The 19,643-nt window shown below is 44.1% G+C and carries 22 protein-coding genes; 12 read left to right on the top strand and 10 right to left on the bottom strand.

Features of this window, described 5'->3' with window-relative positions; genetic code table 11:
- The first annotated feature begins 21 nt into the window (after positions 1–21).
- Positions 22–315: a hypothetical protein gene (locus F6K51_RS05815; RefSeq protein WP_293018828.1), complete on the top strand. Its 294-nt coding sequence runs from the start codon at positions 22–24 to the stop codon at positions 313–315.
- Here the strand turns inward: F6K51_RS05815 and cysS are convergent.
- The 3 genes from cysS to F6K51_RS38315 all read right to left on the bottom strand — a co-directional run bounded on the left by cysS (position 226) and on the right by F6K51_RS38315 (position 2,506).
- A complete protein-coding gene (cysS, locus tag F6K51_RS05810) occupies positions 226–1,701 on the bottom strand; it encodes a cysteine--tRNA ligase (protein WP_293018826.1) in 1,476 nt (491 codons plus the stop codon). The genes F6K51_RS05815 and cysS overlap by 90 nt on opposite strands.
- Before the next feature lie 285 nt (positions 1,702–1,986).
- Positions 1,987–2,328 (bottom strand): transposase, encoded by a 342-nt coding sequence (locus F6K51_RS38320; RefSeq protein WP_365939911.1) that lies wholly within the window; start codon positions 2,326–2,328, stop codon positions 1,987–1,989.
- Positions 2,303–2,506, bottom strand: coding sequence for a helix-turn-helix domain-containing protein (locus tag F6K51_RS38315; RefSeq protein WP_365939912.1), 204 nt, complete (start codon positions 2,504–2,506; stop codon positions 2,303–2,305). Before F6K51_RS38315 ends, F6K51_RS38320 begins: the two co-directional genes overlap by 26 nt.
- Positions 2,507–2,834: 328 nt before the next feature.
- On the opposite strand from F6K51_RS38315, the gene F6K51_RS05800 reads away from it, so the two are divergent.
- The 3 genes from F6K51_RS05800 to F6K51_RS05790 all read left to right on the top strand — a co-directional run bounded on the left by F6K51_RS05800 (position 2,835) and on the right by F6K51_RS05790 (position 5,333).
- Positions 2,835–3,983 (top strand): GTP-binding protein, encoded by a 1,149-nt coding sequence (locus tag F6K51_RS05800; RefSeq protein WP_293018825.1) that lies wholly within the window; start codon positions 2,835–2,837, stop codon positions 3,981–3,983.
- Between the two features lie 518 nt (positions 3,984–4,501).
- On the top strand, positions 4,502–4,885 hold the full coding sequence (locus tag F6K51_RS05795) for a DUF2887 domain-containing protein (RefSeq protein WP_293018824.1): 384 nt from the start codon (positions 4,502–4,504) through the stop codon (positions 4,883–4,885).
- Positions 4,839–5,333, top strand: coding sequence for a DUF4351 domain-containing protein (locus tag F6K51_RS05790; protein ID WP_293018823.1), 495 nt, complete (start codon positions 4,839–4,841; stop codon positions 5,331–5,333). The genes F6K51_RS05795 and F6K51_RS05790 overlap by 47 nt, the downstream gene beginning before the upstream one ends.
- A gap of 318 nt (positions 5,334–5,651) precedes the next feature.
- On the opposite strand, the gene tsf is transcribed toward F6K51_RS05790, so the two are convergent.
- The 3 genes from tsf to alr form a co-directional block, all read right to left on the bottom strand.
- Entirely contained in the window at positions 5,652–6,308 is a 657-nt protein-coding gene (tsf, locus tag F6K51_RS05785) for a translation elongation factor Ts (RefSeq protein ID WP_293018822.1), read from the bottom strand.
- A 158-nt stretch (positions 6,309–6,466) separates the two neighbouring features.
- Positions 6,467–7,297, bottom strand: a complete 831-nt coding sequence (gene rpsB, locus F6K51_RS05780) for a 30S ribosomal protein S2 (protein WP_293018820.1) — start codon at positions 7,295–7,297, stop codon at positions 6,467–6,469.
- A gap of 405 nt (positions 7,298–7,702) precedes the next feature.
- Positions 7,703–8,929, bottom strand: coding sequence for an alanine racemase (gene alr, locus F6K51_RS05775; protein ID WP_293018818.1), 1,227 nt, complete (start codon positions 8,927–8,929; stop codon positions 7,703–7,705).
- A 295-nt stretch (positions 8,930–9,224) separates the two neighbouring features.
- Between alr and F6K51_RS05770 the strand changes: the two genes are divergently transcribed.
- The gene (locus F6K51_RS05770; RefSeq protein WP_293018816.1) at positions 9,225–9,737 is read left to right on the top strand and encodes an inorganic diphosphatase; all 513 of its coding nucleotides are present in this window, start codon (positions 9,225–9,227) and stop codon (positions 9,735–9,737) included.
- Between the two features lie 147 nt (positions 9,738–9,884).
- Here the strand turns inward: F6K51_RS05770 and F6K51_RS05765 are convergent, their stop codons facing one another.
- Positions 9,885–10,028, bottom strand: coding sequence for a hypothetical protein (locus F6K51_RS05765; protein WP_293018815.1), 144 nt, complete (start codon positions 10,026–10,028; stop codon positions 9,885–9,887).
- Positions 10,029–11,045: 1,017 nt separating this feature from the next.
- On the opposite strand from F6K51_RS05765, the gene F6K51_RS05760 reads away from it, so the two are divergent.
- The 3 genes from F6K51_RS05760 (at position 11,046) to F6K51_RS05750 (ending at position 13,438) form a co-directional block, all read left to right on the top strand.
- A complete protein-coding gene (locus tag F6K51_RS05760; RefSeq protein WP_293018813.1) occupies positions 11,046–11,948 on the top strand; it encodes an MBL fold metallo-hydrolase in 903 nt (300 codons plus the stop codon).
- An 834-nt stretch (positions 11,949–12,782) separates the two neighbouring features.
- Positions 12,783–12,929, top strand: a complete 147-nt coding sequence (locus F6K51_RS05755) for a hypothetical protein (protein WP_293018810.1) — start codon at positions 12,783–12,785, stop codon at positions 12,927–12,929.
- 230 nt (positions 12,930–13,159) lie between these two features.
- Positions 13,160–13,438: a hypothetical protein gene (locus tag F6K51_RS05750; RefSeq protein WP_293018809.1), complete on the top strand. Its 279-nt coding sequence runs from the start codon at positions 13,160–13,162 to the stop codon at positions 13,436–13,438.
- Between the two features lie 172 nt (positions 13,439–13,610).
- Here the strand turns inward: F6K51_RS05750 and F6K51_RS05745 are convergent, their stop codons facing one another.
- Together F6K51_RS05745 and F6K51_RS05740 are read right to left on the bottom strand one after the other, a co-directional pair.
- Positions 13,611–14,654 (bottom strand): hemolysin family protein, encoded by a 1,044-nt coding sequence (locus tag F6K51_RS05745; protein WP_293018808.1) that lies wholly within the window; start codon positions 14,652–14,654, stop codon positions 13,611–13,613.
- 96 nt (positions 14,655–14,750) lie between these two features.
- Positions 14,751–15,347, bottom strand: coding sequence for a glyoxalase-like domain protein (locus tag F6K51_RS05740; protein WP_293018807.1), 597 nt, complete (start codon positions 15,345–15,347; stop codon positions 14,751–14,753).
- Positions 15,348–15,692: 345 nt separating this feature from the next.
- Here F6K51_RS05740 and F6K51_RS05735 point away from each other — a divergent pair, with 345 nt between their 5' ends.
- Together F6K51_RS05735 and F6K51_RS05730 are read left to right on the top strand one after the other, a co-directional pair.
- The gene (locus tag F6K51_RS05735) at positions 15,693–16,358 is read left to right on the top strand and encodes a sigma-70 family RNA polymerase sigma factor (RefSeq protein ID WP_293018805.1); all 666 of its coding nucleotides are present in this window, start codon (positions 15,693–15,695) and stop codon (positions 16,356–16,358) included.
- An 87-nt stretch (positions 16,359–16,445) separates the two neighbouring features.
- Entirely contained in the window at positions 16,446–17,501 is a 1,056-nt protein-coding gene (locus tag F6K51_RS05730) for a tetratricopeptide repeat protein (protein ID WP_293018804.1), read from the top strand.
- On the opposite strand, the gene F6K51_RS05725 is transcribed toward F6K51_RS05730, so the two are convergent.
- Positions 17,498–18,019, bottom strand: coding sequence for a 2TM domain-containing protein (locus F6K51_RS05725; protein ID WP_365939910.1), 522 nt, complete (start codon positions 18,017–18,019; stop codon positions 17,498–17,500). The two genes, F6K51_RS05730 and F6K51_RS05725, sit on opposite strands and share 4 nt — an antisense overlap.
- Before the next feature lie 31 nt (positions 18,020–18,050).
- On the opposite strand from F6K51_RS05725, the gene F6K51_RS05720 reads away from it, so the two are divergent.
- Positions 18,051–18,191 (top strand): hypothetical protein, encoded by a 141-nt coding sequence (locus F6K51_RS05720; RefSeq protein WP_293018802.1) that lies wholly within the window; start codon positions 18,051–18,053, stop codon positions 18,189–18,191.
- Positions 18,192–18,472: 281 nt separating this feature from the next.
- Positions 18,473–19,600 carry a site-2 protease family protein gene (locus F6K51_RS05715; RefSeq protein WP_293018800.1) on the top strand — a complete coding sequence of 376 codons (1,128 nt, stop codon included), beginning with the start codon at positions 18,473–18,475 and terminating at the stop codon, positions 19,598–19,600.
- Positions 19,601–19,643 lie beyond the last annotated feature (43 nt).

Raw genomic sequence — 19,643 nt, 5'->3', positions numbered from 1 at the left:
GAGTTTGAGTGCTAAGTCTGGTTGACAGTCAACCTTAAACTTTCAACCTTAAACTTTCAACCTTGGCCTTTGGCCACGCTACGCGAACAACCTTGGCCTTTGGCCACGCTACGCGAACAACCTTGGCCTTTGGCCACGCTACGCGAACAACCTTCCCTACACCAAGCACCAAGGGCGAACAAGTTGTTACTTTCACAATTCAGCTGCCGTCTTCACAATTCAGCCTTAATTGCGATGCCATGTGGTAACACCACCACCCTGGTCAATCAACGTAATCCCTTGAGCTTGCAAGTCATCGCGAATGCGATCGCTTAATTCAAAGTTCTTGGTTTTCCGTGCTTCAGCTCGCTGCTGAATCAGTGCCTCTATTTCCCCATCACTCAATCCATCCGTAGAAACTTCTGTTTCTTCTTCCGGTTGTGCTTCTAACCCTAATACCTCGGCTAATTCCACGAGACTACGCCATTGCTGCTCTAGTTCTGAAGCAGGAGTCTCTGTTTTACCCTGATGTACGAGGATATTGCCTTCCCGGCGTAACCCTTTGGCCACTTCAAACAATACCGCTAAGCCTCCAGCAAAGTTTAAGTCGTCATCTACGGCTTCTTGGAACTGTTGCGCTATAGTTTCTTTTCCCTGTAGGGGGTTTGAGGGTGTGGGTGTGGGGGACTGGTTATCCCACCCTAATTGCTTACCATAGTTATGTCCAAAAAGCAAGCCCTCTTTGAGAGTTTGCCAGCCATTGGTAGCAGATGCGATCGCATCATCCGTAAAATCTACTGGCTTACGGTATTGCGCCATTAACACAAATAAGCGCACTGCCATCGGGTCAACGGGACGGTCGAGTAAGTCTCGGATAGTAGTAAAGTTGCCTAGAGACTTAGACATTTTCTCTCCATCCACCTTAACCATACCATTGTGTAACCAATAACGGGCTAGGCTTTTACCAGTTACAGCTTCCGATTGAGCAATTTCATTTTCGTGGTGGGGGAAAACTAAGTCAGAGCCACCAGTATGAATATCAATGGTTTCCCCGAGCATATCTCGCACCATCGCCGAGCATTCAATATGCCAACCTGGACGACCTGCTCCCCAAGGGGATTCCCAGGAGGGTTCCTCTGGCTTAGCGCTTTTCCAAAGCGCAAAATCAAAGGGGTCTTTCTTCTTAGGCTCAGTGGAGTCTGCTACATCTACCCGTCCACTGGCTCCTGCTTGCAAATCCTCTAACTTGCGCCCAGAGAGTTTGCCGTAGTCATCAAACCGACGCACTGAATAGTACACATCCCCATCCGCTTCGTAAGCATAGCCCTTTTGTTCCAACTCACACACCAGTCGCTTGATTCCATCTAAGGTATGAGTCGCGCGGGGGTAAGCATTAGCCTCTTGGACATTCAGCCTTGCCATATCTTCAAAATAGGCATCAATGAAGCGTTCAGATACTGCCTCCATAGAGGTGCCTTCCCTTCGCGCTCGGTTCAGGATTTTATCATCAATATCTGTAAAATTTTGGACATAATTCACATCATAGCCCCGCCATTGTAAGTAGCGACGAGCAGTATCCCAGACAATACAAGTTCTAGCATGACCCAAGTGGCAAAAGTCATACGCCGTAATGCCGCAGCAGTACATCCGGACTTTACCAGTTTCCAATGGCTCAAAGGATTCCTTGCGGCGGGTTAAGGTATTGTAAAGGTGTAGGGTCATGACAAAGAAAAGATAAAATCACCAACAGTGGGCTATAGATATACTATTGACATCCTCCCTGGTTATATCAAAGATTATAACCAGGGATTCCTAAGACTCACGACTTAGGTTTCTGTTTCCTTCTCCCCTTGGGGGAGTTTTTCGCACCAGCCTTCCGAGATTTACTCTCTTTCGCCGTAGGCGACGCTACGCGAACGGGTCTTACGGTCGCGTAGCAGACTGACACGGCAAGTCCTGCCGCCAAAATGTTAATTGATGCATTTATATCACGATTAGCCCGAAGGGCTACGCTACGCGAACGTGGTGAGCATTGCAGGATGGGCAATCCCATTCCCGAATATTCAAAGGTAAACACTCAAAACGATTTAGGCACACAGAACACAGTTTGCTACTAGGAAACCACTTATCAATGGCAATGGCTTCTCGATTATACCATTGAGACTTGTACTTAATCTGACGAATTATTTCCGCCCAGTTGGCCTCACTGATAACTTGAGCTAGTTTGTGATTTTTGACCAGATTTTTCACAGCCAAATCTTCAAACGCAATCAATTGGTTTTCTCTGACCAGTTGAGTAGTTAGCTTGTGGGGAAAATCTCGTCTAGCGTCTTTGATTTGTGCATGCACCCTGGCAACCTTTAAGAGGAACAGAACTAACGTCATTCAAAAAGAACAAGTCATCCTTTTTTTTCCATTCTGTCAACATTAAGGAAGTTTCCTTGTAGCTTATCCGTCGGGAGCGTTTGTACCAACCTGAAGTCCTAGCATCTAAAGCTTTGTTGTAAACAAGTCTTACACATCCTATAGTTCTCCTCAGCAGAGTTTACTGTTCAGGGGTTGGATAGAAACGCTAACGGTAAGCTTTTTCGACCATTATTTACTCTTTAATATACATTCACATTTTAATCTATTCTGTGTAAATTGTCAAGTGGAGGTGCGACCCGTGGCGAATTTAATTACGGGTCAAGCGCACCTAGCAATTCATGAGGGGCTGTGTGGGTCACCTGCGTCCGCACTTTACACGCCCCGTCTCCCGTTATACCCGTAGGGTTAGCGGGAGATGAATTGCTGTTTCAGATAAAATACGATATCTTGGTAGATCTTGATTCTGAACTGTTTTCACAAGTTGCCTTATGCAAACTTTACCGACTGATTCCCCATCTGGTCAAGGGATGGAAGCTCCGAAACAAGGCTTACCCGTTACCATTATTACCGGTTTCCTGGGTAGCGGGAAAACCACCCTCCTTAACCATATCTTAAGTAATCAAGAAGGCGTCAAAACAGCAGTCCTTGTTAATGAGTTTGGTGAAATTGGTATTGATAATGAGCTGATTATCAATACTGATGATAATATGATCGCCCTGAATAATGGCTGTATCTGCTGCACCATTAATGATGATTTAATTGAAGCAGTTTACAACGTATTGGAGCATCCAGAAAAGCTGGATTATTTAGTGGTGGAAACCACCGGATTAGCTGACCCCTTACCAGTGGCGCTAAGCTTTTTGGGCACAGAATTGCGAGATATGACTCGTCTTGATTCTATTGTCACTATGGTAGATTCAGAAAACTTTAGTATCGATCTATTTAATAGTGACGTTGCAACTAATCAGATTGTTTATGGGGATATTATTATCCTCAACAAGACTGACTTGGTAGATCAAGCCAATGTAGACCAATTGGAAAGCAGGCTCAGAGATATGAAAACTGATGCTAGGATTTTGAAAACTACTAAAGCCCAAGTGCCAATTCCTTTAATTCTCAGTGTTGGTCTCTTTGAGTCCGATAAGTATTTCGACAGCAAAAGATCAGATCATGATCATCACCACCATGATCATGACCATCATCACCACCATGACCATGATTGTTGTGATGATGATCATGATCATGACCATCATCACCACCATGATCATGACCATGACCATGACCATGATCACGCTCATCACCATCACTCCGATCACCTAGAAATTGACGGATTCACGTCTCTTTCTTTCGAGAGTGACAAGCCCCTAGGGCTTCGGAAGTTTCAGGATTTCCTAGACAATAAGTTACCCTCTAATGTGTTCCGCGCTAAGGGAATTCTCTGGTTTGATCAAAGTCCTCACCGTCACAATCCCATCAACGACGAGCCAAGAGCCTATTTCGTTTGGGATTTGATTATCTGCGCTCAATTTTCACCAATCTTGACCACCAGTTCCCAGCTTTTCTTAACTCTCTCCATTTTTTGTCCTGTACTTAGCTCCTGTCCCAGCTTTCCCAGCTTGGCAACTTTTTGTAAATAATTCTTGTATTTTTTTTGCTGTTCTGCTATTGCTCCGATCAGTACAGAATTACGTCGCAAATCCAAGGGCGGCAAGTAGTTGAATTTCTCTAAAAACTTTTGTCACGCCCACTCTGGCGGCTGTTCTTTCTGGAAAGCTACCTTAAGTAATCTGGTTAACAGATACTTGTCAACGTTTAGACTGTACCCAAGAAGAGATAGAAAAAGCTGTCTGGGAGAGAAGACAATATCAGGCACAAGTTAAGCGTCTAGAACTGAGGCGATCGCAGAGCTCGTAGGGTGGGCAAGGGGAAACTTTACCAATAGATTCATCAAATACCCCCTTTTCCCTTTGCCCACCAAATTACTCCGCAAGACTTACTGATAGTTCAACTGCTGAGGCGGACTCGATATCAGAAGAGCACTTTATATATGGGCGCACACCTTTGCCATTATAAAAAAATAATATCAAAAAATAACACCAACCGATGATAATATTGGCCAGATAACCCAAATACCAGTTCCTTCCAATGCTAACCAATGCGCACTGACAGCCTATTTTATAAAGTGTTCCAAACCCTCCCTGGTACTTTCTTTGAACTCCTGGAAGAAAACTCTCAACTAGCACAAAACTATAATTTTAAGGCCGTCGAACTCAAAGAACTCGCCAAACGCACCGACGGCGTATTTCTCCCCAAACGGGACGGTGACCCTATTTATTTCGTAGAAGTCCAATTTCAGAAAGATGAGGACTTGTACTACCGCCTCATGCAAGAAGTGTTTGTCTACTTAGGACAAAATCGCTGGCAGCATGGTTGGCAAGCGGTAGTATTTTGGGCTAAGCGCAGCTTGGATACAGGGATTCCGAGATGTTACGATGGCGAAGTCCAAACAGGATATCTGCGCTCACAAAACCCTCGATGAAACTCCAGACACCTCAGACTCAATCGGATTGGGACTGATACGCCTGGTAGTGGAACCAGAGACCAATGTCCAACACAGAGTACAGCAACTAGAAAGATGTGCGAGGGCTCTACCAGTAGCACAGCAGAGAAATGCGATAGAATTAGTAGAACAAGCCTTAGTGTATAAATTTCCTGAACGTCCTTGGAGGGAATTAGAAGCGATGTTTGGACTTACTGAATGGAAACAGACCAGATTTTATCAGGAAGTGAATGCTGAAGGTCGCATCACTGAGGCACAGATTTTGGTCATGCGTCTGCTGAAAAAACGATTCCCAGAAATGACCGAGGAAATAAACAACTTAGTTCAAGGTTTGTCTCTGTCAAATTTGGAAGGGTTAACAGATATTATTTTTGAGTTGAATAGTTGGGAAGATTTCTTGAGTTGGTTGTCACGGGTAGACCAATAATGCTCACATGGAGTTGATACCACTCATACTCTAGAAATGCTGTGAAAAAAAATCCCAACTTTACAATGCCTTGAACACCTGGTTAGGTCAACTCTGCCCTTGGAGCCATCAGGGCCATCTGACGACTTGCCTGTGAAAGCGTTGTGATTGGTTCCATACGGGGGCATTGAACCCCCGGGTGGAACCGCGCATTCCTCTCACACCAAATCAAAGATTATGGTGTGAGGCTCCTGCTAAACTAGCTGATCTTCCCTATCTCCGAAATAAGTGAAGCGTGTTGATCAAGCTCAAGGGTGAAGCTCAAAGGTAAGCTTCGGTTTAAGAACCCATTTGGGCAGCAACTTCTTCAGCAAAGTTGCTTTCTTCCTTTTCTATACCTTCACCCAAGACATAGCGAGTGAAGCGACGCACTTGGATGTTTTCACCCAACTGGGCAACACATTGCTTGACTAATTCTTCCACTGTGATGCTTTGATCACGAATGTAAGGTTGATCCATCAACGAGAGTTCTTTAAGGCGTTTTTCAATCCTACCCTGAACAATTTTCTCTTTGATGTTTTCTGGCTTTTTGCCTAGGTCATCCCTACCCATTTCAATGTCTTTTTCTTTTTGAACAATCTCTTGAGGGATGTCATCGACCTTCACGTATTCAACGTTAGGGCAAGCTGCTACTTGCATGGCGACGTTCTTGACTAGGGCTTGGAACTCGTCGCGGCGGGCAACAAAATCGGTCTCGCAGTTAATTTCTACGAGTACACCGACTCGACCACCAGTGTGGATGTAGCTGCCGATAATTCCTTCTGCTGCCACACGACCGGATTTTTTCTCAGCTGAGGTAATGCCTTTTTTACGCAGCCATTCTATAGCTTTGGTCATGTCTCCGTCGCTTTCTACGAGAGCTTTTTTGCAATCCATCATGCCAGCGCCGGTTTTTTCCCGTAGCTCTTTGACCAGTTTTGCTGTAATTTCCGCCATGTTGTTTTTGTTCCTACTGTTAGTGAAACTGATTACACCGTGATATCTTCCCACACTACTCGATCCGTGAGTATGGGCTTACCAGCCCACGCTGAAAGCTAGTTGATTTTTATCAAAGGATAAATTCAGGGTGGGGCTTCAAGTTCGAAGATAACTAACTATTCTTCCTCAGTCTCCTGGTTATCTCCTTGATCTACGGATTCAATTTGCTCACTTTGTTCAGTCTCTTGAATTTCTTCCTCGTCTGGGAACTCCTCTAATCCCTCTTCAAATTCTTCGTATTCGTATTCCTCTGCGGTGTCTAGCTCACCATGACGGCCTTCGTAAATGGCATCAGCCAGTTTACCTATGATTAGCTTAATCGACCGGATCGCATCGTCATTAGCTGGAATCGGAATATCGGCTAAATCAGGGTCGCAGTTTGTATCTAATAGTGATACTATCGGTAGACTTAGCTTTTCACATTCCAAAATAGCGTTGTACTCACGCTTTTGGTCTATGATTATGACAATGTCGGGAACCTTACGCATCATTTTGATGCCACCTAGATACTTCTGAAGCTTGCCTAGTTCCCGACGCAGCATAGAGCCTTCTTTTTTTGGCAGTAAGTCAAGGGCACCACTGGTTTCCCGACGCTCTAAATCTTTCAGTCGCTCCACCCTGGTCTTAATTGTTTCCCAGTTGGTGAGCATACCACCTAGCCAGCGCTGGTTAACATAGTAGGCACCACAACGGCTTGCCTCTTGGGCAATAATTCCAGCAGCTTGGCGCTTAGTACCGACAAACAGAAATCTCTTGCCCTGCTCTGATGAGGTCCGGATATAGTGATAAGCGTCCTCCATCAGCTGAGCTGTCTGTACCAAGTCAATGATGTGGACACCATTGCGAGCAGTGTAAATGTAAGGATCCATCTTGGGGTTCCATCGGCGAGTCTGGTGACCAAAGTGAACCCCTGACTCTAGCATTTCAGCTAAAGAAACTACAGGCATAATTTTTTAACTCCTAATTCGGGTTTAACCTCCATCCAGGTGGATTTCCCTTTAGAAACACCCGAAACCCTGGATGTGCGATCTTTATAAAACCCTTTTAGGGTAACACATTCTGAATCCCTAATGGCAAAGGGATTAGATGGATGAATTTTCTTACAAAAACATTAAAACTGTTAATTGGTAAGCTATCAGCTATCAGCTATCAGCTATCAGCTATCAGCTATCAGCTATCAGCTATCAGCTATCAGCTTACGCGCACGCTACACCGAACAGCGATCAGCCATTGGCCGTAGGCCAGGCTACTTGAGGTGCTTTTGAATAAAATAAGCACCTCAAGCAGCGTGAGCTTTAGCTCACGGCTGTTCCCTTAGCGTGGCCAACGGCTGACCGCTGACCGCTGACCGCTTACCCTACTACTACACGGGGTAGTCGGTGCTTAAAACCACAAATAATTTCCCAGGAAATGGTGCCTAAAGCCATAGCCCAGTGATCTGCTGAGATTTGCTCTTCCCCATCCTGTCCAATTAAGGTAACAATTTCCCCAACTTGTATATTAGGAATATCACTAACATCGAGCATGAGCTGATCCATTGTAATTGCGCCAATCTGAGGAACTTGCTGCCCTTGGATGATGACATTGATGCGATTGGAAAGATTTCGGGGAACACCGTCAGCATAGCCAATACCGACTACTGCTAGACGCATCTGTCGATTTGAAATAAATTGATGGCCATAGCTGATACCAGTTCCAGGCGGAATAGTTTTAATTTGGGTGATCCGGGCTTTTACCTGCATCACTGGCTTGAGGTGAATAACATTTTGAAGATGCTCTGCTGGGTAGAGACCATAGACGGCTAATCCTACACGCACCCAATCGTAGTGCAATGCTGAGTCGGTTAAGGTAGCAGCGGAATTGGCCAAGTGTAATCGGGGTGGAGTTATGCCACCAGCCTTTAATTGTGCGATCGCGTTTTTAAACCTTTCATGCTGCTGTCTCATCACTGTGGGGTCAGGACTATCAGCAGTAGCTAGATGGGAATAGACACTAGCTATTTCCAAGTTAGGTAATTGTTGGACTAAGCGTACAAACTCGATAGCATCTTGCCAAGGCATTCCCAACCGGGACATTCCTGTATCTAGTTTCAGATGCACTGGCAGGGTTTGGTTTAGACCACTCAAGGTTTCCGAAAACACTAACGCTTGTTGAGGATTACACAAAGTTGGTTCCAATTGCCAGTGAGCGATCGCTTTGACTTGTTCTGGGGTATTAGTCGCTCCCAACAAGAGTATAGTGGCCTTAATTCCCCCTTGCCTGAGTTGAATGCCCTCTGAGACAGTAGCAACACATAACCCCCCAGCACCAGCCTCTATCGCTGTGCGGGCAACGGTTAGAGCACCATGGCCATAGGCATCGGCTTTGACCACTGCCATTAGTTGGGTAGGATGGCGCAAAAGCTGCTGTATTTGCCGTAAATTGTGATGAAGAGCAACTTTATCAATTTCGGCCCAGGCTCGTTGGCGTAATCCAGGATAAAACGGGTCAGTTAGGCAGTCAGTATCATCCCCTAGGATTTGTGTGACAGATTCCGACTGTAATGGTGTTATACCAATCCTCTGCTGAAGCTCTCCCATCGGAATTCACTCCTCAATTACTCACACATTACACACACATTACACACTATAGGCCGAATGGCGCTTTGAAAAGTTGCGGTGAGATGTCACAATGTTGCACGGGGCTAGTAGTTCAATATAGTTGGCATTGAACGGCACCCTGCTCAGGATAATCTGATCGGTTGGCTATTCTACCTACCTAAAAAATCCTGAACTATGGGATTTATTTAGGTAAGTATTAAAGCAGCTATTAAGATGTCTTAAGCACTAAAGATGAGATAACCCACATCTGCTGTTTTTTTGAAACATATAGTTCATGGATTTATCAAAGATTCCTGCTCAACCTAAACCAGGTCTGATCAACGTTTTAATTGAAATTCCCGCAGGTAGTAAAAATAAGTATGAGTTTGACAAGGATCTAGAAGCCTTTGCCCTTGACCGGGTACTTTATGCATCCGTACAGTACCCCTATGACTACGGCTTTGTCCCTAACACTCTAGCAGATGATGGTGATCCTCTTGATGGTATGGTGATAATGGATCAACCTACCTTCCCTGGTTGTGTGATTACCGCTAGACCAATCGGGATGCTGGAAATGCTCGATGGAGGTGATCGGGATGAAAAAATTCTGTGTGTTCCTGACAAGGATCCTCGCTACGCTGAAGTAAAAACTCTCCAAGATATAGCGCCCCATCGGTTGGAAGAAATTGCTGAATTTTTCAGGACATACAAAAATCTGGAAAAGAAAGTCACTAAAATTTTAGGATGGAAAGATCTTGATCAGGTAATGCCTTTGGTGGAAGAGTCGATCAAAAACTATAAGCAGTAGGGACTGATCAAGTGGGGACTCATCTGAGCGATGAGTTCCACTATAATTAATTTTTTTTTCTTAGGCTAATGGTTGATGCTAGAAAGCTGGCAAAGCGATTAGCCATTCTCTGTTTTAAGGGCAAGCATAACAAAAAATACCCCAACCCTAATCAAGTAGGGTCAGGGAGTGATACCAACAGAAGGTGACATACTCCCACACTGACTCTTTGAGTTCAGTGTGGGCTTCTTGCCAACTCCACCCAACGGTTAGGATACTTGGCCAAAGGCCACGCGGGGCGCGTAAGGCCAAAGGCCACGCGGGGCGCGTTCGGCAAGCTTTATTAACGACACGGTCAGAAGTTACCGCAAGAATAGGGTTTGAAGTTACCGTAAGACAGGGTCGCCTTTATGGTCGGCAGGCTATGGGTAAAAGGGTTAAGGCTATTGTTATAAGGCGACCCTGTCTAAGGCGCGCGTCTCTGGCCTTTATGGTTAGTCGGTTATGCGTAAAGGGTTAAAACTTTATGATTAAGGCTGCCCTATTCTAAGGTTTCGTCTCCGGGATGCCCCGACCCGCCGGAACATACAATGAGTTTGAGTTTTTTCTTAGGCACGTAGGTGGCGGTTAGCTCTTCATTTGTCTTCCCTACTAGATTTAGTATACACGGTCTTCGATCCTGTCCGCAATTGATCTGACACTCATGGCGTAGCATTGAGATGTGAGATCAATTGCGGATGAAGCTAAAAGATATTACCTTTTTAGGTGAGGAGATAATCAGGTCAGGATGGGATGGGGTGAGCAGTTATACTTGGTATGGGCATACACTGAGCGTTTGGTTTAGCTGTCGAGGTTAAGCTATAAGTAAATGGGCTGACTTCCGATAGCTGAACGCGCACGCGTGCGCGTAGCGCATAAGCTGACCACTCAAAGGATAACTGATGCTTTACCAGTTCCCATTCTGATTGATTGATTGAATTAATTTGATGGGTTTGTGACATAGGTCACAAACTGTTTGTTCCTAAATCCGTTAAAATTAACCAACACTTAATATACAGTTAAGAGACAGCATAACTGTATTTTAACTTGTTTCGGGGGGCTGAACGGTTCCAAATTAGAGATATGACTAAATTACTGGGGCTGTTGTGGTTGCTTTACCCCATCTAATTACTCTTGATGTATGCAATTTGATGTATGCAATCCACCCACTTTAACAAAAATTAGTGGTTAACCACAGATGGTTACTTAATATTAACCGAGTATCCTCTAGTGGGAATCTACCAATGGGAATAATTCCTAACTTAGGCTCACTTAATTCATAGATTCAAGATGCAAAATCTAGTAGCACCCACACTAGGCAACTATAAGGCTACACCCAGCCTAAACAATGGCACTGGAAGGGATATGAGCGTCCGATTTTGGGGCGTTAGGGGTCAAATTTCTGCTCCTGGGACAGATACCATGCGCTATGGTGGCAATACATCTTGTGTAGAGATGCGTGTTGGTAGAAAACGCTTAATTTTTGATGGTGGCAGTGGTTTACGGGTGCTGGGAAATCATTGGCTTAAGCAAATGCCCATAGAAGCTCACATTTTTTTTTCCCATAGCAATTGGGACAGCATTCAAGGGTTTCCCTTTTTTACTCCTGCGTTTATTCCTGGTAACTGTTTTCATATCTATGGAGCAGCAGCACCTGATGGGGCATCCATCGAACAGTGTCTAGGTCAGCAAATGATTGCTCCAAATTTTCCAGTGCCCCTTCAGGTCATGCAGTCAGATCTGAAATTTCACGGGCTGAGGTCAGGTCATACAGTAACCCTAGATGATGTAACAGTGGAGGCTGTCCTTCTTAATGACTCACATCAAGCAATGGGCTATCGGGTAAACTGGCAAGGATATGCTGTTGTGTACGCCACTACTCACTCCCATGGTTGGGGTGGCATTGATGAAAATCTACGATACCTATGCCGTCAGGCAGATTTGCTAATTTTGGATGCTCCCTTTCCCCTCACAGGAGATGATCTGCCTAATTATTCACCTTTGATTTGGCAAGATCAGCGTTGGCAAACTGGGATAGCAACGGCAAAGGTGGCAGGTGTTAAGCACATAGTTATGTCTCGTTATCATCCTGACTATAATGATGATTATCTCGACACACTAGAAAAGCAACTCCAGTCTTTCTATCCTAATCACTTACTGGCTCGCGAGGGGATGGTTTTGTCTGTGTGTTGAAGGGTAATGGTTATTAGGTATGACTATAGTGCTGGAATTTTAGCGGAATTTATGGAATTATATTGCTAACTATAAGGTTTTTGCCTTAACAGCTGTTGGGAAAACATGAGCAAATTGGTCCCAATAGAAGTAGATAGTGTTGATATTCCCCAGAGTGTGTTCCCGTAGCGGCTGTTCGGTGAGCATCCCGTTTATCCCACTGGCGAGGCGCGATGAAGCGAACGCGCCCCGCGTGGCCTACGGCCTCAGCTTCCGCTAAAAGCGAACGCACTCTGGGGAATGCTGTTGGTTATTACTCCCTTTCGGGGTAATGATACTGAACGCAATGGTTCACCCTGGTGGTTGTTGGTTACTGGAAATCCGTCTAGTTAAGTTTTCTATTAGATTAGCGCAATAGTTTAATATATATCGCTATAGTTTAGCAGTCGTCCTGTCAGGTAAATATATTTCGCAATAATTTTAAAGTATTTTTTAAAGATGTCAATTTCATCAGCTTCATCAGCTGGCTTGGGCTAAGTGATTGGGGAAAACGCTACCCCTGTCAGGCAATCCCTATGCCCAAAAAAAAAGAGAGCCACGTTTTTGACTCTCTCGATCATCAGGGTGCATCTACTAATTAAAATTTATCACAAATGGTGAGGGGTGTGACCCCTCATCGCAAATATCAGCCAAATGGCTGATACCAATGGACTAAATACCTGTGGGATATTACCTGTCCCATATTACCTGTCCCATATACAGTATCTTGCCCTTTTGGCTTATTTTTGGCTCAATTCCACCGGATCAGCCCAAAACTGGTGTCATAAGGGCCATTCGATCGGACAGAAATCCAGATTGCTAATAATTCAAGGTAATGTGGCATTTGTCAAGGGGATGGAGAGCAAATTGACAGGAGCGATCGCGCGGGTAGCAGAGATGATCTCAAGCTTGTGCCAGTGGGAAGATAACCAAAAACTGAGGTCGATAGTGATCGGTCAGTAGGGGCGCACAACCGTGGATCTTTATAGTGGATCTGTATAGTAGTAAGCAGCAGGAGACTCTGTTGACTCAACTGATACTCTAGAAAAGACTTGAAATCCTAGGTACTTGAGTTGTGGAATCGTTCATTCGCGAAGCGTGGCCCACGGCCAAGGTTTTGATAAAATTTCCTGAAACTTTAGATTTCCATCAGTAGTGGGTATTAGACTTAACTTAAGTTACACCCTTGTCTGATGAAATTTGCTACTATTGCCCAAGCTAAGAGAATCATAATCTTTATACTAACGTTTTGCTTAAGTGGGTGTTTTCCTCAACTTGATCAAATATTCAGAAATCCATCTTGTAGGAAAGCTGAGGAAGTTGTCAAAACAGCCCAAAATAAATTCAATAGTATAGTTTTTAATGTTACCCAAGAAAGTCCCGATAAAGAAAGCATTGAAAAGCTATACTCACAATTAAAAACTCTTGAAGAATCAGAAGAACAAGCTTATAAAATATGTCAAAAAATATAGTTTGTTAATTTATATAGCTTGGTTGAAAGGGAACAGGGAACAGGGAACAGGGAACAGGGAACAGGGAACAATGAACAGTAAACAGGTAAAGGATAGCAGCGATTAATCGCTTTTTTTTCAATCCTATGTTTACATATAAAATCCCAATTATCTATTTATTATTGTCACGAAACTAATCCTGATCAAGACCATAAGATTTCAACATTTTTTCTCGCCGTTTACGAGCAATTGCTTGGAGATCAATGTTGCGATCGGTCTCATCAACAATTTCACCGGTTAGCACCTCCAGTACATCTTCCAGGGTGACTACACCAGAAACACCCCCATATTCATCCAGTACAACCATCAGATGTTCACGGGTTTGCTGAAAGGTTTTCAGTAGCTTATCAGCGCGAACAGTTTCAGGGACAAAGCGGACTTGACGAATCAGAGAAGCAAGGGGTTGGTTATGTTTGTCTTCAATGATTGCTGTGAGTAACTCATCTTTGAGAGCAATTCCAATTACTTGATCAATAGAGTCTTCAACCACAGGCATCCGGGTGTGAGGCGAAGCAATAATGCTTGGTTTAGCCTCAGCCAAAGTGGTATTACCATGCAAATAGGTGGTAATAATTCGCGGAGTCATTAAATCAGATGCAGTCAAATCATTTAACTGAAATACTCGTTGGATCATTTCTGCTTCATCATCTTCAATCACCCCTTCTTGATACCCAACCTTCGCTAAAAATCGGATTTCCGCCTCATTGGTGGTAGGAAGTTTTTGACCTTTAGTAAACGGAGCAGTAATTTTTTCCATCAACCACACCAGAGGCGTGAACACAACGGTTAAGAACCGAACTGGTAGAGCCACGAGTAGGGCGATGTTTTGGGCGTAGATCTGACCAAGGGTTTTCGGGACAATTTCCCCAAATACAATAATTAGAAAGGTAAATAGACCTGAAAAAACCCCCAACCAAGCCTCTCCTAAGACCCTAGCAGCAAGGGAACCAATTACGATGCTGCCAACAATGTTGAAGGTGTTGTTGAGAATAACAATGGTAGCTATGGGTCGGTTCATGTTTTTGCGAATCGCCAGTAGTGCTAACACTGCAGGCTGGTTTGACTGCGCTAACTGTCGGACTTTAACGATAGGCACTGAAAACAAAGCCGTTTCTGCCATAGCACAGATGGCTGAACCCAACAGAACAATCAGTACTGTGATAATTACTTCAAACATGGTAAATGTGATTAGGCATGAAACCAATGGCTGGTGCGCTACGCGCAATTGTTACCCGCCTAATCCCTGATTAACTCACCATTATTGATTTAACCGCTAATTAGAAACTTCTGCCAGTTCAATTACACGATCGTCGAGATCCTTGACCAAAAAGTTAAGGGGCTTGAGGGTGCGCACTTTGTATTTTAGGCGTCTCATCTGCACCAGCATCAAAACTTGATCCAAGCACTGATGATCAAAGCACACGTGACGTTGTTGGTTTTTATTGCCCAAGCTAGCTCCGGAAATCACGTGGAGCTGGGTATTCTTCTTTAACTGGTACCATAGCCCATCAGCACCACTGAACTGGGTAGCTTGGGTGGTTCCCAAATTGGTTGACATATATAGGGGGTCAATGCTGGTACTCCCCATGGTCTGCTCGTAATTATAGTAGTAATGTAGGGGGACTTCTGCTGCGGATAACTCTAGCAAGCCTTCATAAAACTGTCGCGCTATTGCCAAATCAGACACCATGATGGTGTGAACTTTTGGAGCGCTGGTCAAAAACATCCACATGGCAAAGGCATAGGCACCTAGGAGCATTACCATGATGCCTTGAGTGGAAAACAGGCTATCTAAAGGCAAAGAGGGTAAAAATGCGCCAAGAGGCAGGGGCGAAGTTAGCCGGGAAATAATATCAACTGATAGAATCATAAACTTAAACAGAGTTAGCAACTGAATAAATTAGTTTAAAGGTCCTTATGAACTTTTTCTCCAATCGTAGGTAATATTATTACCATCAGACATTAGCGTACGCTTTTTCTCAATTTTAGCTTCAACTGAAGGAGCATCGGAGCACCAAAGGTTGTAGACTTGGTATCGGCATCCATCTCCTTCATCTTGAGGTCTAGTGCAGACCTAGGATATTAGGTCCCGACATTGATCTACTCCAATGCCAGTTAACCATCGGCATTTCCCCTTTCTCAACATGAGGGGGTTGTGGTGAGATCAGGATGCATCTAGTCTAATTCTCCTAATTACAGCTTTTATTGAAAGATTGTGCAAATCCCCCATTTTCCTGAATCTAAGCATCCACTTATTAAATCACTGTTTCATCATAGTGATCAGGAATTGCTGACTTTGTTTCAGCGTCATCGGTCTGAAGGGAAGTACTTTACAGCAATTTTCTGTCGCTACAGTCCTATTGTCTATACATTAGTGCGGCACTCAGCGCGATCGCCTGTGCAGGCGGAATATCTATTTGCTCTGACTTGGCGTCACATCTATCACGAACTGGGTGGCATGGATTTGCGGGAGGATTATGGACTAGAGTCAACGTCCTTCCAAAACCAGATCATAAACCTAACGGCGGTTTGTATTAACCAGGCAGACTTGCCACCAGTGGAATCTATTCACTATAACCTTAAGGTAGCACCACCACCCTTGTGGTGTTATCTGGAGATGGCATTGGAACAGCTACCACCAGCGGTGCGGTTGATGGTAATCATGGCTGGGACCTTTCACTGGAGTGAAACGCGAATTGCGGCTTATCTGCAAGCGGAGGGAGAAATGATTACTCCAGCTCAAGTGAGAACCGAACTTCAAGAAGGCTATGAACTGTTGGAAGCTGCTTTACCCGATGATATTCGGGTGGTCTATCTGGGGGTCGAAGCCAAGAATCGAGAAGAATCTGATCTGTTTGCAGTACCGGTTTTGAGTGAATAAAGGGCGGTTAGTTTGCACCCTTGATCGGGGTACTTTGATCATAACTTCCATAATAGCAGAAATGTTGATCAAACGGAGTCTTTTGGTATGGCGAATCGTAGCAGGTTGCTGACTAGTCTTTCCGGAATAATAGCGCTAGCCTTTACCCCATTGGTAATGTTGGCTAGCCCGATGGCTTGGGGTCAGACTCGGAGCATCGACCAACAACTGGCAATCCCTTTAGACAATCTTCGTGACCGCAAAGCAAGAAATCGGGCAGATTTTTTCCTGGAGCAGTCAGAGCTGGCTAAACAGAGTGGTAACTTGAACGAAGCGATCGCGTATTTGTCCCAAGCGGGAGAAATTTATCAGCAAATTGGTGACTTTGAGGGATTGGGTAAAACTTACAATTCCCTAGGTCAGACTTACGCCAAGTTGGGACGCTATCAGGAGGCAGAGCGAGCCTTGCGCCGAGGCTTGGGTGCTGCCCGTTCTCAACAAAGTTTTCAGCCACAGATTTATAGTATAAATAATATTGGAATATTATTGCTGCAAACGAGAAACCTGAAAGCAGCCCAAGAAGCTTTTATGGAAGCACTGACCATTTCCCGTACTATTAAGGATGATGACGGTGAAGGGTTGAGTCTGAATAATCTAGGCTTAGTGGCAGCTCAAGGGGGAAATTATCCCGAGGCGATTAAGTGGTATGAAGCTGCCCTAGTTTTACGGCGTCGCTCTCGGGATAAGTTAGGTGAGACGAATATTCGGAATAATTTGGGAGATGCCTATCTCGCCGCTAGACGGGAAAAAGATGCTTTGTATTCTTACCGCATTGCCCAGATACTGGCTGAAAAAGTTGACAATGTTTTCAATCAGATTCGTGCTATTAAGGGTATAGCTTTAACCCATATCGCTACAGGTAAGAATCGGCAAGCGGTGAAAGCACTGAAGGAATATCTGGCTTTGGCACAAGAACAAAACAATCGCCGTGAAGAGCTAGTTGCTCTAAAGTTGTTTGCCCAGTTATATCAAGACACTGGTAATTTGTTGGAAGCTCGGAGTTTTTATGAAAAAGCGATCGCAGTGGCTCATGCTTTAGGAGATATTCAGGAAGAAACATTGTTGATCAGCGATTTAGCTGAAATTATTTATGTTAGGCATTAGTCCTTAGTCATTAGTCCTTGGTCTTGAATCCAGTTTTTGAGACTAGTATAAGTTGATTGGGCTATCTGTTTTACCTGGTTTTGAACTTTCCATTTTTGGAAAGCTCTTTCATAGTCTTCGCCCTGTATTTGATAAGTATTCCACGCCCTGAGTGCTATCCACAAACCCCAGAACAATAAAATATATAAAGACCAAGACAGGTAACCAACGTTAATTAGATTGATCGCCACTAAAAAACTATTAACGATTACAAACTTTCCAAAACTTTTTTTAAATTGGCTACGTCGGTAACTATTGAATTCATTACGTTTTTGCTGTTCTTGTTGCTGGGCTAGCCATTCTCGTTCTGCTTCTAAGAGAGTGTGGATTGAAATCCCTAATTCAGCAGCAATTTCGACCAACTGTTCACGGGAAAATTCTTCAACCATTTCCTGACGTGCCAGGGCTAGATTGAGGATTTGCTGGATGTCTTGTTGGTTGTAAGAGTGGGTGATTTTGGTTTCAAAGACGGACATCATTTAGTCAGTTTCACTAGTAGGAAGGGGGGTAGTGCTTAAAGAAGATGTTGCTCTAAACACGCTTGAGCGTATAGCGGTGCTTAATTTTATTATGCCGATGGAAACAGAAAGGGGTCAAACCACCTGCATTCCTAAAACCGCACTAAGCGTGGACGGATTTTACGGCATTTGAGCAATCGGCAAATCTTTTACATTTCGTTACGATAGAACCATGAAAGACGAAACTACTATCGAGTTGCCTTAAGGTAGGTTAATTGTTCATTGCTCTTGGTTGATTGTTGATTGGCAAAAGCGATAAACCCTTTACTGCCAAGGATAACTGGCAATCGTATCATGATCTATTTTTCATGAACTATTTTTTATGAAATGTTAATCATGAACCATACCCTATCTACTACCTTAGAAGCCAACTTGGTATAAAAAAACGTCTTAGGAGAGTTTGAGGTAGTCTGCATGAACGGCAGTATTCGTGTTGGGAATTTATTTGGGATTCCCTTTTATGTGAATCCAAGCTGGTTTCTAGTCTTAGCTTTAGTCACCTTTGATTTCGGAGGTGACTTAGCAAATTTTTCAGGATTGAGCGGTGTTTTGCCATGGTTTTTAGGATTTGTGACTGCACTTTTGTTATTTGCCTCTGTGTTAGCTCATGAACTAGGACACAGCTTTGTGGCGATCCAGCAGGGAATTGAGGTTAAATCTATCACTCTCTTTCTATTTGGTGGTCTAGCTAGCCTGGAGAAAGAATCAAAAAGTCCACTAGAGGCGTTCTTAGTTGCGATTGCTGGTCCAGCTGTTAGTTTGCTACTATTTGCTCTACTATATGCCGTTCAGGCCAATGCCAATCTAGCTAGTTCATTAGCAGCAATTGTTGGACTCCTCGCCTCCATCAACTTGGCTTTAGCATTGTTCAACTTAATTCCTGGCTTACCCCTAGATGGGGGTAACATCCTGAAGGCACTGGTTTGGCAAGTTACGGACAACCCACACAAAGGTGTGTTATTTGCTAGCCGTGTTGGTCAGTTCTTTGGTTGGGGAGGAATTATTTATGGAGTGCTTCCAATCCTACTGTATGGTAACTTTAATGGCATCTGGTTTGCCTTAATAGGTTTGTTCTTGCTGCAAAATGCTGGCATGTCTGCCCAATCTGCTATGGTTCAAGACCAGCTAGAGGGGTTGACAGCAGAAGATGCGGTCATTCCCAACAGCCCAATTGTATTGGCTGATTTGTCTCTAAGGGAGTTTGTCAACGAGTACATTATCGGTAAAAATCAGTGGCGCAAGTTTCTAGTAACCGATGAAGCCAGTCAACTGCTAGGAGTTGTGGTAGTGGATGATCTCAAAACTGTTCCTACCTCTAATTGGCCGGTGACTCCAGTAAGAGCACTGATGAAGTCTGTTAAGACTTTTAGAACTGTTCAATCGGATCATTCCCTGTTAGAGGTTGTCAAAATTCTGGAGAAAGAGCAGCTAGATCAGCTACCTGTGGTTAGTGACAAGGGTGTAGTTCTGGGAATTCTGGATACAGCTTCCATTCGCAGTATCCTCGAAGAACGAAAAAAGGCTATTGACGGTAAAAGGTAAAAGGTCATGGGTAATGGGTAACTGACCGAACAAGATCAGCCAA

The organism is Moorena sp. SIO3I8 (genome assembly GCF_010692325.1).
Taxonomy (GTDB): Bacteria; Cyanobacteriota; Cyanobacteriia; order Cyanobacteriales; family Coleofasciculaceae; genus Moorena.
This window is presented reverse-complemented; position numbering and strand designations above follow the sequence as displayed.

Coding starts and splice junctions, on each gene's coding strand:
- cysS (WP_293018826.1), bottom strand. CDS start 1,701: ATGACCCTACACCTTTACAATACCTTAACCCGCCGCAAGGAATCCTTT.
- F6K51_RS05800 (WP_293018825.1), top strand. CDS start 2,835: ATGCAAACTTTACCGACTGATTCCCCATCTGGTCAAGGGATGGAAGCT.
- F6K51_RS05795 (WP_293018824.1), top strand. CDS start 4,502: ATGCGCACTGACAGCCTATTTTATAAAGTGTTCCAAACCCTCCCTGGT.
- F6K51_RS05790 (WP_293018823.1), top strand. CDS start 4,839: ATGGCGAAGTCCAAACAGGATATCTGCGCTCACAAAACCCTCGATGAA.
- tsf (WP_293018822.1), bottom strand. CDS start 6,308: ATGGCGGAAATTACAGCAAAACTGGTCAAAGAGCTACGGGAAAAAACC.
- rpsB (WP_293018820.1), bottom strand. CDS start 7,297: ATGCCTGTAGTTTCTTTAGCTGAAATGCTAGAGTCAGGGGTTCACTTT.
- alr (WP_293018818.1), bottom strand. CDS start 8,929: ATGGGAGAGCTTCAGCAGAGGATTGGTATAACACCATTACAGTCGGAA.
- F6K51_RS05770 (WP_293018816.1), top strand. CDS start 9,225: ATGGATTTATCAAAGATTCCTGCTCAACCTAAACCAGGTCTGATCAAC.
- F6K51_RS05760 (WP_293018813.1), top strand. CDS start 11,046: ATGCAAAATCTAGTAGCACCCACACTAGGCAACTATAAGGCTACACCC.
- F6K51_RS05750 (WP_293018809.1), top strand. CDS start 13,160: ATGAAATTTGCTACTATTGCCCAAGCTAAGAGAATCATAATCTTTATA.
- F6K51_RS05745 (WP_293018808.1), bottom strand. CDS start 14,654: ATGTTTGAAGTAATTATCACAGTACTGATTGTTCTGTTGGGTTCAGCC.
- F6K51_RS05740 (WP_293018807.1), bottom strand. CDS start 15,347: ATGATTCTATCAGTTGATATTATTTCCCGGCTAACTTCGCCCCTGCCT.
- F6K51_RS05730 (WP_293018804.1), top strand. CDS start 16,446: ATGGCGAATCGTAGCAGGTTGCTGACTAGTCTTTCCGGAATAATAGCG.
- F6K51_RS05725 (WP_365939910.1), bottom strand. CDS start 18,019: ATGATGTCCGTCTTTGAAACCAAAATCACCCACTCTTACAACCAACAA.
- F6K51_RS05715 (WP_293018800.1), top strand. CDS start 18,473: ATGAACGGCAGTATTCGTGTTGGGAATTTATTTGGGATTCCCTTTTAT.